Here is a 15,948-nt window from a genome sequence, read left to right on the forward strand (position 1 = left end):
ACGAGCCAGCAAGGCCCGGACCGTCACGGTCCGGGCCTGCTGATCATTTCGGGGCAAATACCTGAGGGGGCGTGTCCCGATCGCCCGACAGGTCCATTCGGACTATCACCGGTTGGGCACTAGGGTTGCCGATCGTGCACGCGTCGGTCGCCCTCGTCCTCGTCTCTCATAACGGCGCCGGCTGGCTTCCAACCGTCATCGACGGGATCCGGAACCAGCAGGCTCCGGTGAGCTTTGCCGTCACGATCGACACCGGCTCGACCGACAGGTCGGTCGAGATCCTGGAGGAGACCTTCGCCCAGGTGGTCAAGCTCCCGGCGTCGACGACGTTCGCGGACGCGGCCAACGAGGCGCTCGCCATCCTTCACCAGGCGGCCCAGCCGCCGGAGTGGATCTGGTTCCTCCACGACGACTCCACCCCCGACCCGCACGCGCTGTCGACCCTGCTCAACGCCGCCGAGGAATACCCGGAGGCCGACATCCTCGGCCCCAAGATCCGGGAGTGGCCCTCGCTGCGCAGGATGCTCGAGCTCGGTGTCTCGATCTCGGTCACCGGCAACCGGGAGACCGGCCTGGAGCGCGGCGAGTACGACCAGGGCCAGCACGACGAGGTACGCCGCGTCCTGGCCGTCAACACCGCCGGCATGCTGATCCGCCGCGAGGTCCTCGAATACCTCGGCGGCTTCGACAAGCACCTCCCGGTCCTCGGCACCGACATGGACCTCGGCTGGCGGGCCGCCAACGCCGGCTTCACGACCATCGCCGTCCCGGACGCTGTTGTCTTCCACGTGGAGGCGGCCCACCGCGGCGTACGCAAGACGCAGCTGACCGGGCGCCGGATCCACTACCAGGAGCGACGGGCCGCGCTCTACACCCTGCTGGTCAACGGCCGGCCGGGGATGCTCCCGTTCACGATGGTCCGGTTCTTCTTCCAGACCCTGTGGAGGATGCTCGGCTTCATCCTGGTGCGCGATCCCGGGGCGGCGCTCGACGACCTGGGAGCGCTGGGCTGGATCTACGGCCACACCGGCCAGATCATGCTGGCCAAGCGGCGGCGCCGGAAGCAGGCGCACGCCGACAAGGACGTGGTCAAGGCGCTGCTGCCGCCACCGTGGCTGCCCTACCGGCACGGGCTCGACTTCGTCTCCGACGTCGCCAACGCGATCACCCAGCAGGCTTCCGACATCGCCGAGCGGCGCCAGATGGCCCAGGCCGAGGCCGATCCGGCCTCCTTCGCCGCCAAGCGCCAGGCCGAGCGGGCCCAGCTGGAGGAGGACGAGATCCCCGCCGAGACCGGCTGGCTGGTGCGTCTGTTCACCAACCCGGTCGCGGTGCTCCTGGTCGTCATCGGCATCCTCGGCGTCATCGGCGCCCGTGCGGCGCTCGGCGGTGTGGCCGGCAGCGGTCTCGGGCCGACGCCGCAGAACGTGGGCGACTGGTGGCAGCTGCAGTTCGAGTCGTGGCACGCGATCTCGCAGGGCACCGGTGTGCCCGCGCCGCCGCACGTCTTCCCGCTGGCAGTGCTCGCCACATTCCTCGGCGGCAACCCGAGCCTGGCGGTCGCCGGTGTCATGCTGCTCAGCTTCCCGGTCGCGCTCGGTGGCGCGTGGCGGCTGCTGCGGGTCGCGGGCCGGCTGATCAGCCACCTCGGCGCCCCTCGCTGGCTGCTGCTGTGGGGTGCGACGGCGTACGCCCTGGTTCCCTACGTCAGCGGTGCCTTCGGTGACGGCCGGATCGGTGCGGTCGTCGTCGGCGCGCTGCTGCCCTGGCTCGCCCACGCCGCGCTCGGGTTCAGTGACCCCGTCGCCGACCGCCGCTGGCGCGCCGGGTGGCGCACCGGCCTGCTGCTCACCGTCATCACCGCCTTCGCTCCGATGGCCTTCCTGGTCGCGGCCGTCTTCGCGGCGGTCATCTTCATCGTCGCCCGCCGGCTGATGCCCGCCGTGCTCAGTGACCGCGACCAGTGGGGTCCGCCCGCCGCGGCCATCGCGACACCGGTCGGGCTGCTGCTTCCATGGTGGCTGCCGGCGATCTTCTCCGGCGGCTGGGCCGGTCTGCTGCTCGACCCGGGCAGGCTGCCGGCTCCGGCCGCAGGCGGGTTCGACCTGCTCGTGGGCCGTCTCACCGGGCTCGACGGTGCCGATCTCGGCGCCCCGTGGTGGCTGGGCCTGGCGCTGCCGCTGCTGGCCGTGCTCGCACTGATCCCGAGCCGCACCCGGATCCCGGTCATGGTCTGCTGGATCGGCGCGGTCGCAACCGCGGTCGTCACGATGCTGCTGTCCTGGATCCCGATCCCGCTCGACGCCGGCATCGCCCGGGTCGGCTGGGGCTTCCCGCTGGTCGCCATCCAGGGCTTCGCGGTGGTCGCGGCGGTGCTGGGTGCCCAGGGGGCCATCCTCGACGGCCTCAGCGGGCTGCGGAAGGTCATGGTCGGCGCGGCGGCCGCGGTCGCGGCGGTCGGTGTCGTCGGCAGCCTCGGCTGGTTCGTCTACGCCGGCACCGGCAACCTCACCGACAACACCCGGGCCCTCGGCCACATCGGAGTGCCCTCCTACATGCTCGACCCGACCTCGACCACCCTCGGGCCCGAGGACGGCGTCCTCGTGCTGCGCGGCTCGGTCGACGAGGGCATCCGCTACGCGGTCCTCCGCAACGACGGGATCACCCTCGGTGAGGACGAGATCGCGCAGGTCGCCGGTGGCTCCGAGGAGCTCACCGGAGTCGTACGCCGCCTCGCCGCCGACCCCGACGACGCGGTGATCGGTGATCTGGCCGCCCAGGGCGTGGCCTACATCGTGATGCCCGGCCCGGCCGACTCCTCCGTCGCCGAGGGGATCGACGCCTCCGGGTCGGTGACCCAGGCGAGCACCGTCGAGCGCTCGACGCGTGCCTGGCTGCTCGACTCCGAGCCGAGCGACCCGGGCGTGACCGAGTCCCAGTCCATCATCCGCACGATCCTGTTGGTCCTGTCCGGGATCGGGCTGTTCGTGGTCCTGGTCCTGTGCCTGCCGACGCTGATCCAGAGGAGGGAGTCGGCATGAGCCATTCACGTGACCCCTACGACCGCTCGCACGAGCCGCAGGCCGACGACGTCTACGGCCAGGAGCCGTGGATGCTGGACCCGTATGCCGACCCCTACACGGGTCAGACGGCCCAGACGCCGCCGGAGGGCTACACCCCGGAGCAGCTCTACGCCCAGGAGCCTTATGTGCCCGGCCCGGAGACCGGACAGATGCTCGCGCAGACGGGCTACCCGCCGCCCTACGAAGGTGACTACCGGACCGGGGAGTTCCAGCCTGCCTACGAGCCGGAGTTCGAGGCCTGGCCGACCGCGGACGAGATGCGGGCGGGGGAGCCGGAGCTCGAGCAGGAGTCAGAGCCGGATCGTGCCAAGGGCGGACGGATGGCGGCTGCCGCCGCGGCAGCGGCCGCTGCTCGACCCCGGCTGCGCCGCGTACGCAGGCAGCGCGGCCGTCGTCTCGACAACACCGTGCTGGTGGCGCTGGGTCTGGTCGGCGCGATGGCAGTGGCGCTGCTGCTCAACCGGCCCCACCAGTGGGAGCAGCCGAAGCTGGCCGCCGACAGCAGCGCGCCGACGGCGGCCACCGTGGTGTGCCCCGGCAAGCCGAAGTCCGGCGCCGACCAGGTCGCCGTCACCAACGCCGCCGACGGGTCCGGCAAGGTCACGCTGAGCGGTCCGGGCGCCGGCAACGGCGCGGAGACCACCGTGGGATCCGGCAAGGTCACCAGCGCGTCGGTCAAGCCCGGTTCGGTCGTGGTCAAGGCGGGCAAGGAGGTCGCCCCCGGGCTGGTCGCCGGACGTTCGACGACCAAGCCGCTCGCGGCGACGGGGTGCATTCCCCCGCAGGCGGAGGCGTGGTTCCCCGGCGTCGGTGCGGGTGCGACCCACAACTCGATCCTCGAGCTCACCAACCCCAACAGCGGCGCGGCCACGGTCGACATCTCGCTCTACGACGAGAAGGGCGTGGTGGCGGTCCCCGAGGAACTCCGCGGCGTCGCGATCCCCGGCAACACCACCCGCACCTTCGACCTGCTGCACGTGATCCCGCGCAAGGGCGAGCTCTCCCTGAAGACCACGGTCGTACGCGGCCAGGCCGGGGCGATGGTCCGTGACCGTGCCATCGCGCTGGAGTCGCAGAAGGCCACCGAGGACTACTTCCCGGGCCAGTCGGCGCCGGCCGAGACCAACCTGCTGGTCGGCTACCCGAACAGCTCCGCGAGCCGCACGCTCACCGTCACCAACCCGGGCGATGCCCAGGTGAGCGCCGAGCTGCGCCTGCTCACCCCGAAGAACGTGCTCACCCCGGAGGGTGCTCCGGAGATCAAGGTGCCGCCCAACGGGCAGATGCAGGTCGACCTGACCAAGCTGCTCGGCAAGGACAGCGCCAGCGACGCGTACGGCGTCGAGATCGTCGCCACCGGCCCGGTCGCCACCGCGATGCGCTCGGTCGACGGCGGTGACGTCGCGATCACGACGGCCACCGAGACCATCTCGGAGCCGACCGCGGCCGTCGTCCCGGCCGGCGCCGGCGTCGGCAAGAAGCGGGTCCTGATCTCCGGTCCGGTCACCAAGACCGGGCCCAGCGGCACCGTCAAGGTGGTCCCGATGACCGCGAAGGGCAAGGCGCTCAAGGCCAAGTCCGTCAAGGTCGGTCCCGGACTCGGTGCCGAGGTCGAGGTGCCTGCGGAGGCGGCCCTGATCCAGTTGGTGCCCGAGGGTGTCCCGGTCAACGCTGCTGTGGTGATGAGCGGGGATGGGGATGCGGTGGTTCCGTTCCGGCCGTTGCGAACCGAGGTTCGTACTGCTGGGGTTGCTCCGGGGTTGCCGTTGCCGTTGGAGCCCTGAGGTCTCCTTTTCTTGGCCGCGTGTTGGTCGGGGTGTTTGTGGTTGGGGTTTGCCGCCGACCCTTTCGGGGAGGGTGTTCTCGGCGGCGTCCGGAGTAAAGGACGGCCTTCGGCCGCCGGCTGACGCCGGTCGCCTTCGGCGATCCTTGACGCCGGCCGTCGCCGAGAATTTTGGCTGGTTATCGGGTCGGCGGCAGGGGTTTGGTGCGGAGGTCTGGGTTGGGTGGGGGCCTGGGACTCGGCTGAGCGTTTCGCTGGTGTTGGTGGGCGGGGTGGACGGCGAACGAATTTTCGTTCGCTCCTGAGTTGTCCCCTCCGGGTGTGGACTCTGCTGGTGGAAGGAATTTTCTTTCCGCTGGAGGAGTCCTTGCTCGGTGGGGGCGAACGAATTTTCGTTCGCCCGTAGAAGCCTTCCCCTGCCCGGGGCGGTTTCCCGCGACCACACCCGGGCCGCCGCCCCGATAGCCAGCCAAATCTTTTCTCGACATGGTCCGGTGTCAAGGATCGCCGAAGGCGACCGGCGAAGCCGGCGGCCGCAGGCCGTCCTTGACTCCGGGCCAGGTCGAGAAGACCCTCAAAGAGAGGGTCGGCGGCCCACCCCAACCACAAAAACACAGCACCCAAGCGCCCTAAAACCAGACCGCCCCAGGATCAGGGCTGATACCGAGGATCGACATCCTCAGCCGCAATCCCGAGCAGGTCGGCGATCTGCTCGACCACAACCATGAGCACCATCGCCTCGACCTCGGAGCGGGTGTGGCAGCGGTGCTCGATCGGCCGCCGGTAGATCACCAGCCGGGCCGGGTTCGCGCCGGAGCCACGCTCGAGCGACCCGAGCGGGATGTGATCCTCGACGGTCCACTCCTTCGGGATGTCGGGCGACTCCTCGACGGCGTACTCGATCAGGCCGAGCCGGGACTGCCAGCGACCGTCGATCTCGGTCACGATGGCGAGTGCGATGTCGTCGAACCGCTCCCGGCGGGTGCGCAGGACCGGCACCTTCGGGTCGGTGGGAACGGCGATCGGGCCACGTGTCCCACGGCCGTGCCGATCCCTGTGCCTGGTCATGTACGCGAGCCTAACTGCGCGGCTGGCCTCAGGGGAGTACGGTTCACCCGTGACTGCTCGTCGTTGTTCGCGTACCGCCTGCCAGCGTCAAGCCGTCTGCACGCTCACCTATGTGTACGCCGACCAGACGGCCGTTCTCGGCCCGCTGGCGACCTATGCCGAGCCGCATGCCTACGACCTGTGCGAGGAGCATGCCGAGCGGCTGTCCGCGCCCCGTGGTTGGGAGGTGGTCCGGCTGGCCCGTGAGCCGGTCGACCCGCAGCCCAAGGGTGACGACCTGCTCGCGCTGGCCGATGCTGTCCGTGAGGCCGCGAGGCCGCCGGCTCCCTCTCCGCGAGGGCCCGTCGGGGCCCCTGGGCAGGACGACGCCGACGAGCCGGGGGCGAACACTGGATTCGACAAGGGCCAGCCCCGTCCGGGCGGCACCCGCCGCGGACACCTCCGCGTGCTGACCTCGGAGTAGGACGACTAGAGTTCCGGACATGCCGGAGAGAGTCGACCCCGACATCGCCAACGCCGTCTTCAAGGCGTACGACGTCCGTGGCACCGTCCCTGATCAGATCGACGAGAACCTTGCCCGACGCGCCGGGCGGGCCTTCGTGCACGTCACCGGCGCCCGTAGCGGCGAGATCGTCGTCGGCCACGACATGCGCCCCAGCTCCCCGGCGCTCGCGGGAGCCTTCGCCGAGGGTGCGACCGAGGCCGGCGCCGACGTGACGATGATCGGGCTGGCCTCGACCGACGAGCTCTACTTCGCCTCCGGCCACCTCGGGCTGCCGGGCGCGATGTTCACCGCCAGCCACAACCCGGCGCAGTACAACGGCATCAAGCTGTGCCGCGCCAACGCGGTCCCGGTCGGCGCCGAGACCGGGCTCGACGAGATCCGTGACCTGGTCATCTCCGGTGAGGTTCCGATCGCCGACGTCGCGGGCAGCATCAGCGAGACCGATGTGCTGGAGGCGTACGCCGCGCACCTGCTCGGTCTGGCCCCGGTCAAGGGTCGCCGGCTCACCGTCGTCGCAGACGCGGGCAACGGCATGGCCGGCCACACCGCGCCGGCGGTCTTCGGCCGCCTGGGCACCGAGGCCGTCGAGCTGATCCCGATGTACTTCGAGCTCGACGGCACCTTCCCCAACCACGAGGCCAACCCGCTCGACTCGACCACGTTGGTCGATCTGCAGGCGAAGGTGCGCGAGACCGGCGCCGACGCGGGCCTGGCCTTCGACGGCGACGCCGACCGCTGCTTCCTGGTGGACGAGAAGGGCGAGGTGGTCAGCCCGAGCGCGATCACCGCCCTGATCGCCGAGCGGGCCCTGGCTCAGGAGCCGGGTGCCACGATCATCCACAACCTGATCACCTCCCGCGCGGTCCCCGAGATCGTCACCGAGCTCGGCGGCACCCCGGTACGCACCCGCGTCGGCCACTCCTACATCAAGGCCGTGATGGCCGAGTCCGAGGCGGCCTTCGGTGGCGAGCACAGCGGCCACTTCTACTTCCGTGACTTCTGGCGTGCCGACTCCGGCATGCTCGCCGCGCTGCACGTCCTCGGCGCCCTCGCCGAGACCGACCAGCCGCTGAGCGAGCTGCTGGCCGCCTACGCTCGCTATCCGATGAGCGGCGAGATCAACTCCACCGTCCCCGACCAGGCCGCCACCGTGGCCGAGATCGAGAAGGCGTACGCCGGGCGTGAGGGTGTCACCGTCGACAAGCTCGACGGCCTGACCCTCTCCCACGCCGACTGGTCGTTCAACGTACGCGCCTCCAACACCGAGCCGCTGCTGCGGCTCAACGCGGAGGGCAAGGACACACTCACCATGGAGCGCGTGCGCGACGAGGCGCTCGCGATCATCCGAAAGGACAACGCATCATGACTGGCGCAACGACCCCCCTGGGCCTGAGCGAGAAGCTGCTCGAGATCATCGTCTGCCCGCAGTGCCACGGCGACCTGCTGCCGGTGGAGTCCGACAGTGAGCTGGTCTGTCAGGGCGAGTGCGGCCTGGCCTACCCGGTCCGCGACGGCATCCCCGTCCTGCTCATCGACGAGGCCCGTCCGACCAAGAGCGAGTGAGGCAGCGATGACCTGGTTCGACGAGTCGAGGCTGGACGACGAGCGGGCGCTGGCCGGGATCGACCTGCTGCTGCGCTCCCTGGCCGAGTCCGGAGCCCGGGTCCGCCGGGAGGCTGCGGGTGCCGCCGAGCCCCTGCAGGAGGCCGTACGCCGCGCCGCGGAGACCGGCCGACCCCGGGCCGTCGTCGCCGCAGGTCCTGACTCGCGCCTGCTGCGCGCCGTCCTCGAGCCGTTCTGCCCGGTGCCGTTCGTCGCCTGGCCCGCTCCGGGCCTGCCGGGCTGGGCCGGAAGCCTCGACCTCGTGGTCGTGCTGGCCCCGACCGGCTCCGACCCGGGTGAGGCCTCTGCGGCCGCCGAGGCCGTCCGCCGCGGCGCCCAGCTGGTCGTGGCCGCTCCGGAGAAGTCGCTGGTCGCCCAGCACGCCGAGGGTCGCGACAGCACCCTGCTCCCGGTCGAGGGCGGCGACACGCTCGCGATGGCGATCCTGATGCTCACCTACCTCAACTCGGTCGGTCTCGGCCCGGAGGCCGATGCGGACAAGGTGGCCGACGCGCTCGACGACGTCGCCACCGCCTGCTCACCGCATCGCGACATCTCGGTCAACCCGGGCAAGATCCTGGCGATCTCGCTGGCCGACTCGCTCCCGGTCGTGTGGGGTGGCTCCGTCCTGGCCGCCCGCGCCGCCCGCCGAGTCGCCGAGAACCTGCGCCGGGCCAGCGGCCGTGGTGCGATCGCCGGTGACGCCGACGACCTGCTCCCCGTCCTCGAGGCAGCCCGGCCGCGCAACGTCTTCGACGACCCCTTCGCCGAGGAGCAGTCTTCCGCGCGCCCCGTTCTTGTCATCCTCGATGACGGTGCGACCGATCCGATCATGGTCGAGCAGCGGCGGTCCCTCACCGAGGCCGCGGACACCCGCGGCGTACGGGTGGAGGTGGTCGAGGCGAACACGACCACGGAGGTCGCCCGCTACGCGTCCCTGCTGCTCCAGGGGACATACTCCGCGGAGTATTTGCGTTTGGGTCTGGTTAACGAAGGTTAATTCCGGATGACGGACAGATCCATGTGATCTGCCTCATGCCTCACGCTCAGGGACATCGGCGACGCGTCGCGATGGTGGGCGACCCCTGGACGCGGGGGAGCGGGCCGCTGTTTGATTTGGCAACAAATCAGACACATAGCGGTCACACCCCCACCCTGGAACAGGATCCCCCTCCCATGAACCAGACCAAGTTCGTCGTCGCCGGTGCCGTTGCCATCTTGGGCGCGATCGTCTTCAGCGGCCGACTCTCCGCCCCCGCCCCGCCGGCGACCGACGAGGCGAGCGCCGCGGCCGGCGGCACGCTGCGGATCGGGGTCGACAGCGCCGAGCCGTCGTACTACAAGGTCGACGGCGTGACCAAGGGCTTCGACTACCAGATGGCGCGCAGCGTCGCCGACGGCATGGGCGCGGAGCCGAGGTTCGTGGAGATGGAGTTCAACGAGCTCTTCCCGGCCCTGGAGGCGGGCAAGATCGACATGATCGGTGCCCAGGTCACCAAGACCGAGGAGGCGGAGCGGAAGTACGACTTCAGCGTTCCGTACTTCGTGACGTACGTGTCCTTCCTCGCCCCGCAGAACTCGGCGATCAAGAGCCGCGACGACATCGACGGCAAGAACATCGCCGTCGTCGAGGGCACCGTCCAGGAGCGCTACCTCGAGGAGCAGTACGAGGACGTCACCGTCATCAAGGCCAAGAACGCGGAAGCCGCGGTCAGGTCGATGGGGCGCGGTGAGGCTGACGCGTTCTTCTACGGAGCTCCCTACTCCGAGTCGATCATCAAGGGGGCGCCGATCCCGCTGACGGAGCCGATCGTCTACCAGGCCGAGGACGCCCCGATCGGGTTCGTGGTTCGCGAGGGTGATGAGCGCAAGGAGCAGATCGACGGGGTCATCGAGGACATGGTCCTCGACGGTGAGTGGGTGAAGATCAAGTCGGACTACTTCGAGGCGGTCCCGCTCTCTGAGGTCTTCAGGGAAAAGGGCGCCTGATGTGCGGTATCTGCGTTTGGTTCCGTTCGCCGAGGAAGCCTTCCCGAGGGTGAACGATGCGCGTGATCTGTGTCACCCACTGCGGTGAAGGTTCGGTCACGGATGGTCACAGATAGTGACGACGATCCTCGAAAACCTGGACGCGGGGGAGCAGACGGGTGTTTGATGCAACATCGTCCGGCCACTCCTGGCCAGCACGTCTCGGATTCTCGGCGCCGACGTGACGGGCATGCCCCACCATCCCGAAAACACAGGACTTCCGCATGAATCACATCAAGTTCGTCGTCGCCGGCGCCCTGGCCCTCCTAGGGGTCCTGGTCATCGGCGGCTACTTCGCCGACCCCGCCCCCAAGGCGACCGACCAGGAGAGTGCCGCCGCCGGCGGCACGCTCCGGATCGGTGTCGACGGCACCGAGCCCGCCTTCTTCAAGGTCGACGGCGTGACCAAAGGCTTCGACTACGAGATGGCGCTCGGCGTCGCCGAGGGTCTGGGTGCCAAGCCGGAGTTCGTGGTGATGGACTTCAGTGACCTCTTCACCGCGCTCGAGGCCGGCGAGATCGACATGATCGGCGCCCAGGTCACCGAGACCGCCGAGCGGAAGCAGGACTTCGACTTCACCGCGCCCTACTTCGTCACCTACCTGTCCTTCCTTACTCCGGAGGACTCGCCCATCAAGAACCGCGACGACATCGACGGCAAGAACATCGCGGTCGTCGAGGGCACCATCCACGAGCGCTACCTCGCCGAGCAGTACAAGGACGTCAACATCATCAAGGCCAAGGACGAGGACTCCGCGGTCAAGGCGATCCAGACTGGCGAGGCCGACGCGTTCTTCTACGACGCGCCCTACACCGCGCCGATCATCAACCGGGCGCCGATCACCTTGAAGGAGGCGATCGTCTACCCGGCCGACGACGCTCCGATCGGTTTCGTCATGCAGAAGGGTGACGAGCGCAAGAAGCTGGTCGACGAGGCTCTCGAGCAGATGATCCTCGACGGGGACTGGTTGAAGATCAAGAAGGAGTACTTCAAGGAGTACCCGCTGTCCGACGTCTTCAAGGACAAGGGCGTCTGAGCTTGACGCCGCTCGCCCCGCCTTGGGGCGCCTGAAGTCCAGTAGCCTACGATGCCCGCTGGCCTGGTTCAGCCAGGTCACAGTGTCTCGGCGCACCCCTCCCCCCAACCAGGACGTCGTATGAAATCCCTGAAGTTCATCCTTGCGGGCGCGGTCACCCTTCTGGTGATCCTGATCGTGGTCTCCAACACGGTCGAGACGACCGGCCCCTCCTCTGCCAGGCGCAGCAGCGCGGCCGATGACGGCCAGCTCAAGATCGGTGTGCTGGACAGCCCGCCGGTCTACTACACCGATGGTTCCACCGCGAAGGGCTTCGACTACGAGGTCGCCCTCGGCGTCACCGAGTCGCTCGGCATCAAGCCGTCGTTCATCCCGATGGACTTCGCCGACCTGTTCACCGCGCTCGACGAAGGCGAGATCGACATGATCGCCTCGCAGGTGAGCGTCACCGAGGAGCGCGAGAAGGCGTACGACTTCTCGCACCCCTACTTCGTGACGTACCTGTCCTTCACGACCCCGAAGGACTCCCCGATCAAGAAGCTCAAGGACGTCAACGGCACCAGGGTCGCCATCGTGGACGGCACCGCGCAGGAGAGCATCCTCAAGGCTCGCTTCCCCAAGGCCGAGATCGTGAAGCGGAAGAACGAGGCGGCCGCGCTGGAGGCGGTCGCCGTGGGCAAGGCGGACTCGTTCTTCTACGACGCGCCGTTCACCGACGGGCTGATCAAGAGCGCCCCGATCCCGATGGAGGAGCGGATCGTCTTTCCGTCCGACAAGGCCCCCATCGCCTTCGTCTTCCGCAAGGGCGACGGGCTCAGGGACCAGGCCGACGACGCGATCGACGAGATGATCGTCAACGGTGACTGGCTGCGGATCAAGACCGACTACTTCAAGGAGTACCCGCTCTCGGAGCGCTTCCGGGAGCAGGGCGTCGAGTAGCCCGACCCGCCCGCTAAGGTTCGAGTCATGAGCGCCGGACTCTTCGCCCTTCTCGATGACGTAGCCGCCATCGCCAAGCTGGCGGCTGCGTCCGTCGACGACGTCGGCGCTGCCGCAGGCAAGGCCTCGGCCAAGGCCGCCGGTGTCGTCATCGACGACACCGCGGTCACGCCGCAGTATGTCCACGGCATCGCCGCCGAGCGCGAGGTGCCGATCATCAAGAAGATCGCGTTCGGCTCGCTGCGCAACAAGCTGCTGATCATCTTGCCGGTGGCGCTGGTCCTGGCGCAGTGGGCGCCCTGGGCGATCACCCCGATCCTGATGCTCGGCGGCGCCTTCCTCGCCTTCGAGGGTGTCGAGAAGGTCCTGGAATGGGTCCGGCCGCACGAGGAGGCCCACGAGACGCCGGTCGCCCTGGAAGGTCCCGAGGCCGAGAAGACGATGATCGCCGGTGCCGTACGCACCGACCTGATCCTCTCCACCGAGATCATGGTGATCGCGCTCAACGAGGTCATCGACCAGGGCTTCTGGATGCGCCTCGGCGCCCTGGTGGCGGTCGCCTTCCTGATCACGGTCGTGGTCTACGGCGTGGTCGCCCTGATCGTGAAGATGGACGACGCCGGGCTCTCGCTCTCCCAGCGCCCCAGCGCGTTCGCCCAGCGGCTCGGCCTGGGCATGGTCGCGGCCATGCCGAAGGTGCTCGCCGTGATCTCGGTGGTCGGCACCATCGCGATGCTCTGGGTCGGTGGCCACCTGATCCTGGTCGGTGTCCACGACGTCAACGGTCTCGCCGCCGGTCACCCCGGTTGGGCGTGGCCCTACGACACCGTCCACCACCTCGAGGAGGAGGTCCACCACGCCCTCGGTGCCGTCGGCGCGGCCGCGGCCTGGCTGGTCAACACCTTCTTCTCCGCGGTCGTCGGACTCATCGTCGGCTCGATCGTGGTCGGCGTACTCCACCTGCTGCCGTTCAAGAAAAAGCACTGACCCCATCGGGGGTCCGGGGTTAGCCTCGGAGCATGCACCCGATCTAAGGCACCACCACCGAGCGTAGCCGTACGCTGCGTGTGCTCGCCTATCACGCCTCGCGTGACGCGGTCCCGCTCTATGCGGTCTATGCCCTGCTCTTCGCCGATCACGGGCTCTCCGCGGGGCAGATCTCGTCGCTGTTCGTGATCTGGTCGGTGACGGCCTTCGTCGCCGAGGTGCCGTCCGGTGCCTGGGCCGACACGGTCGACCGACGTCACCTGCTGGTGGTCTCGGCGCTGATCCATGCCGCTGCCTTCGCGGCCTGGACGTGGTGGCCGGACTACGCCGGCTTCGCCCTGGGGTTCGTGCTGTGGGGCGTGTCCGGTGCGCTGATGTCGGGGACGTTCGAGGCGCTGCTCTACGACGATCTGGTGGTACGCGGCGAGAGCGCGCGCTATCCGAGGCTGATCGGCTACGCGCGGTCCTCGGCACTGGTGTGCACCCTGCTCGCGGAGCTGGCGGCCGTCCCGTTGCTGTTCGCCGGCGGTTATCAGCTGGTCGGGGTGGCATCGGTCGGGATGGCGTTGGTCCAGGGGCTGCTGGCGGCCACGCTGCCGGTGACCCGGTCCGCGCGTCACGGCCGCCGTGACCCGGACGACGACTCCGCCGGCTATCTGGCGATGCTTCGCGCCGGCTTGTCCGAGGCGTCCCGGACGCCGTCGGTGCGCCGGGCGCTGCTGGTGGCGTCGGTGCTGGTCGGGACGACGGCGTACGACGAGTTCTTCCCGGTGGTCGCCGATGCGCACGGGGTCGCGGCGACGACCGTCCCGGTCCTGGTCTCGCTGGCCACGCTCGCCCAGGCGGTCGGGACGGCACTCGCCGGCCGGACGGCGGGGATGGGCCCGCGTACGCTCGCGGCGGTCGTCGCGGTCGGGGCGGCGCTGATCTCCCTCGGTGTGCTCGTCCACCCCTATGCGGGCTTCGTCGCCATCGCGCTCGGCTACGGCCTGCTCAACAACGCCATGATCGTGGCCGAGACCCGTCTCCAGGACAGCATCCAGGGTCCGGCTCGGGCGACCGTCACCAGCGTGCTCGGGGTGGGGGAGGAGACGGTCGCCCTGATGACGTACGCCTTCGTCGGTCTCGGCTCCGGGCTCATCGGGGTGCCGGTGGCCGTCGCGCTCGTAGGGCTGCCCCTGGTCGCAGGGGCGGTGACGGGTCACCTGATGCTGGCCCATAGATGTTGGCCTGGCGTTTGCCGTCCAGGATTACCGCAGACGCCGAGGGCCGCTTGTACCCTGAGAAGACCCTGCGTGGGAGATCCCGCTGGTGCGCAGATGCGCGACGCAGGCCCGCATTGATTTCGGTAAGGAATAACCATGGACTACAAGGTTGCCGACCTGAGCCTGGCCGAGTTCGGCCGCAAGGAGCTCTCCCTCGCCGAGCACGAGATGCCGGGCCTGATGGCCATGCGCGAGCGCTACGGCAAGGACCAGCCGCTCAAGGGCGCCCGCATCGCCGGCTCGCTGCACATGACGATCCAGACCGGCGTGCTGATCGAGACGCTGACCGCGCTCGGCGCCGACGTGCGCTGGGCCACCTGCAACATCTTCTCCACCCAGGACCACGCCGCCGCGGCCGTCGTCGTGGGCAACGGCACCGCCGAGGACCCGCAGGGCACCCCGGTCTTCGCCTGGAAGGGCGAGACCCTGGCGGAGTACTGGGACGAGGCCGAGAAGGTCTTCGACTTCACCGACGAGGCCGGCAACAAGGTCGGCCCGAACATGCTCCTCGACGACGGCGGTGACATCACCCTGCTCGTCCACAAGGGTGTCGAGTTCGAGAAGGCCGGCGCGGTGCCGGGCCAGGACTCCACCGACAACGAGGAGTTCAAGGAGGTCCTCCGGGTCCTCGACCGCTCGCTGGCGAACGACCCGCAGCGCTGGACCAACATCGCCAACGGCATCAAGGGCGTCACCGAGGAGACCACCACCGGTGTCCTGCGCCTCTACGACCGGTTCAAGGAGGGCTCGCTCCTCTTCCCGGCGATCAACGTCAACGACTCGGTCACCAAGTCCAAGTTCGACAACAAGTACGGCTGCCGCCACTCGCTCATCGACGGCATCAACCGCGCCACCGACGTGATGATCGGCGGCAAGGTCGCGGTCGTGTGCGGCTACGGCGACGTCGGCAAGGGCTCGGCGGAGTCGCTGCGCGGCCAGGGCGCTCGCGTCATCGTCACCGAGATCGACCCGATCTGCGCGCTGCAGGCGGCGATGGACGGCTACGAGGTCCGCCGCCTGGAGTCGGTCATCGAGACCGCCGACATCTTCATCACCACGACCGGCAACTTCGACATCATCCGGGTCGAGCACTTCGAGAAGATGAAGAACCAGGCCATCGTCGGCAACATCGGCCACTTCGACAACGAGATCGACATGGCCGGCCTGGCCAAGATCCCGGGCATCGTCAAGGACGAGATCAAGCCGCAGGTCCACCAGTGGATCTTCGAGGACGGCAAGAAGATCATCGTGCTCTCCGAGGGCCGCCTGCTCAACCTGGGCAACGCCACCGGTCACCCGAGCTTCGTGATGTCGAACTCGTTCACCAACCAGACGCTGGCCCAGATCGAGCTCTTCACCAAGACCGACGAATACCCGATCGGCGTCTACGTGCTGCCCAAGGCGCTCGACGAGGAGGTCGCCCGCCTCCACCTCGGCGCCCTCGGCGTCGAGCTCACCGAGCTCAAGCAGGAGCAGGCCGACTACCTCGGCGTCCCGGTCGAGGGTCCCTACAAGTCGGACCACTACCGCTACTGAACAACGTCTGAACCCCCGCCGAGGGGGGGGGGGGGGGGGGGGGGGGGGGGGGCCGGCGGGGGGGCGGGGCGGGCGGGCCGGGGGGGCGGCGCGGGGGGGGGGGCGCCGCGCCGGC

General features: G+C 69.2%; 13 protein-coding genes. 12 read left to right on the forward strand and 1 reads right to left on the reverse strand.

Annotated elements, in window-relative coordinates; genetic code table 11:
- Positions 1-134 precede the first annotated feature (134 nt).
- Together ACIRON_RS17260 and ACIRON_RS17265 are read left to right on the forward strand one after the other, a co-directional pair.
- Positions 135-3,041 carry a glycosyltransferase gene (locus tag ACIRON_RS17260; protein ID WP_402993703.1) on the forward strand — a complete coding sequence of 969 codons (2,907 nt, stop codon included), beginning with the start codon at positions 135-137 and terminating at the stop codon, positions 3,039-3,041.
- A complete protein-coding gene (locus tag ACIRON_RS17265; RefSeq protein ID WP_402993705.1) occupies positions 3,038-4,867 on the forward strand; it encodes a DUF5719 family protein in 1,830 nt (609 codons plus the stop codon). Before ACIRON_RS17260 ends, ACIRON_RS17265 begins: the two co-directional genes overlap by 4 nt.
- Before the next feature lie 650 nt (positions 4,868-5,517).
- Here ACIRON_RS17265 and ACIRON_RS17270 read toward each other — a convergent pair.
- Positions 5,518-5,934 (reverse strand): metallopeptidase family protein, encoded by a 417-nt coding sequence (locus ACIRON_RS17270; protein WP_091052678.1) that lies wholly within the window; start codon positions 5,932-5,934, stop codon positions 5,518-5,520.
- Between ACIRON_RS17270 and ACIRON_RS17275 the strand changes: the two genes are divergently transcribed.
- The 10 genes from ACIRON_RS17275 (at position 5,933) to ahcY (ending at position 15,833) form a co-directional block, all read left to right on the forward strand.
- Positions 5,933-6,397 carry a DUF3499 domain-containing protein gene (locus ACIRON_RS17275; protein ID WP_350715413.1) on the forward strand — a complete coding sequence of 155 codons (465 nt, stop codon included), beginning with the start codon at positions 5,933-5,935 and terminating at the stop codon, positions 6,395-6,397. The two genes, ACIRON_RS17270 and ACIRON_RS17275, sit on opposite strands and share 2 nt — an antisense overlap.
- A gap of 19 nt (positions 6,398-6,416) precedes the next feature.
- Positions 6,417-7,805, forward strand: coding sequence for a phosphomannomutase/phosphoglucomutase (locus tag ACIRON_RS17280; protein WP_402993708.1), 1,389 nt, complete (start codon positions 6,417-6,419; stop codon positions 7,803-7,805).
- A 17-nt stretch (positions 7,806-7,822) separates the two neighbouring features.
- The gene (locus tag ACIRON_RS17285; protein WP_402993766.1) at positions 7,823-8,002 is read left to right on the forward strand and encodes a Trm112 family protein; all 180 of its coding nucleotides are present in this window, start codon (positions 7,823-7,825) and stop codon (positions 8,000-8,002) included.
- A gap of 7 nt (positions 8,003-8,009) precedes the next feature.
- A complete protein-coding gene (locus ACIRON_RS17290) occupies positions 8,010-9,041 on the forward strand; it encodes an SIS domain-containing protein (RefSeq protein ID WP_402993710.1) in 1,032 nt (343 codons plus the stop codon).
- Between the two features lie 176 nt (positions 9,042-9,217).
- Positions 9,218-10,030, forward strand: a complete 813-nt coding sequence (locus tag ACIRON_RS17295; RefSeq protein WP_402993712.1) for a substrate-binding periplasmic protein — start codon at positions 9,218-9,220, stop codon at positions 10,028-10,030.
- A gap of 263 nt (positions 10,031-10,293) precedes the next feature.
- Positions 10,294-11,106, forward strand: a complete 813-nt coding sequence (locus tag ACIRON_RS17300) for a substrate-binding periplasmic protein (protein WP_402993714.1) — start codon at positions 10,294-10,296, stop codon at positions 11,104-11,106.
- A gap of 120 nt (positions 11,107-11,226) precedes the next feature.
- Positions 11,227-12,045, forward strand: a complete 819-nt coding sequence (locus ACIRON_RS17305; RefSeq protein WP_402993716.1) for a substrate-binding periplasmic protein — start codon at positions 11,227-11,229, stop codon at positions 12,043-12,045.
- A 27-nt stretch (positions 12,046-12,072) separates the two neighbouring features.
- Positions 12,073-13,032 (forward strand): DUF808 domain-containing protein, encoded by a 960-nt coding sequence (locus ACIRON_RS17310; protein ID WP_402993718.1) that lies wholly within the window; start codon positions 12,073-12,075, stop codon positions 13,030-13,032.
- A gap of 80 nt (positions 13,033-13,112) precedes the next feature.
- On the forward strand, positions 13,113-14,375 hold the full coding sequence (locus ACIRON_RS17315) for an MFS transporter (RefSeq protein WP_402993720.1): 1,263 nt from the start codon (positions 13,113-13,115) through the stop codon (positions 14,373-14,375).
- Positions 14,376-14,393: 18 nt separating this feature from the next.
- Complete coding sequence (gene ahcY / locus ACIRON_RS17320) at positions 14,394-15,833, forward strand: adenosylhomocysteinase (protein ID WP_402993722.1); 1,440 nt, start codon at positions 14,394-14,396, stop codon at positions 15,831-15,833.
- The last annotated feature ends 115 nt before the right edge of the window (positions 15,834-15,948 follow it).

This window comes from Nocardioides sp. NPDC101246, assembly GCF_044767415.1.
In the GTDB taxonomy this organism is placed as follows: domain Bacteria; phylum Actinomycetota; class Actinomycetes; order Propionibacteriales; family Nocardioidaceae; genus Nocardioides.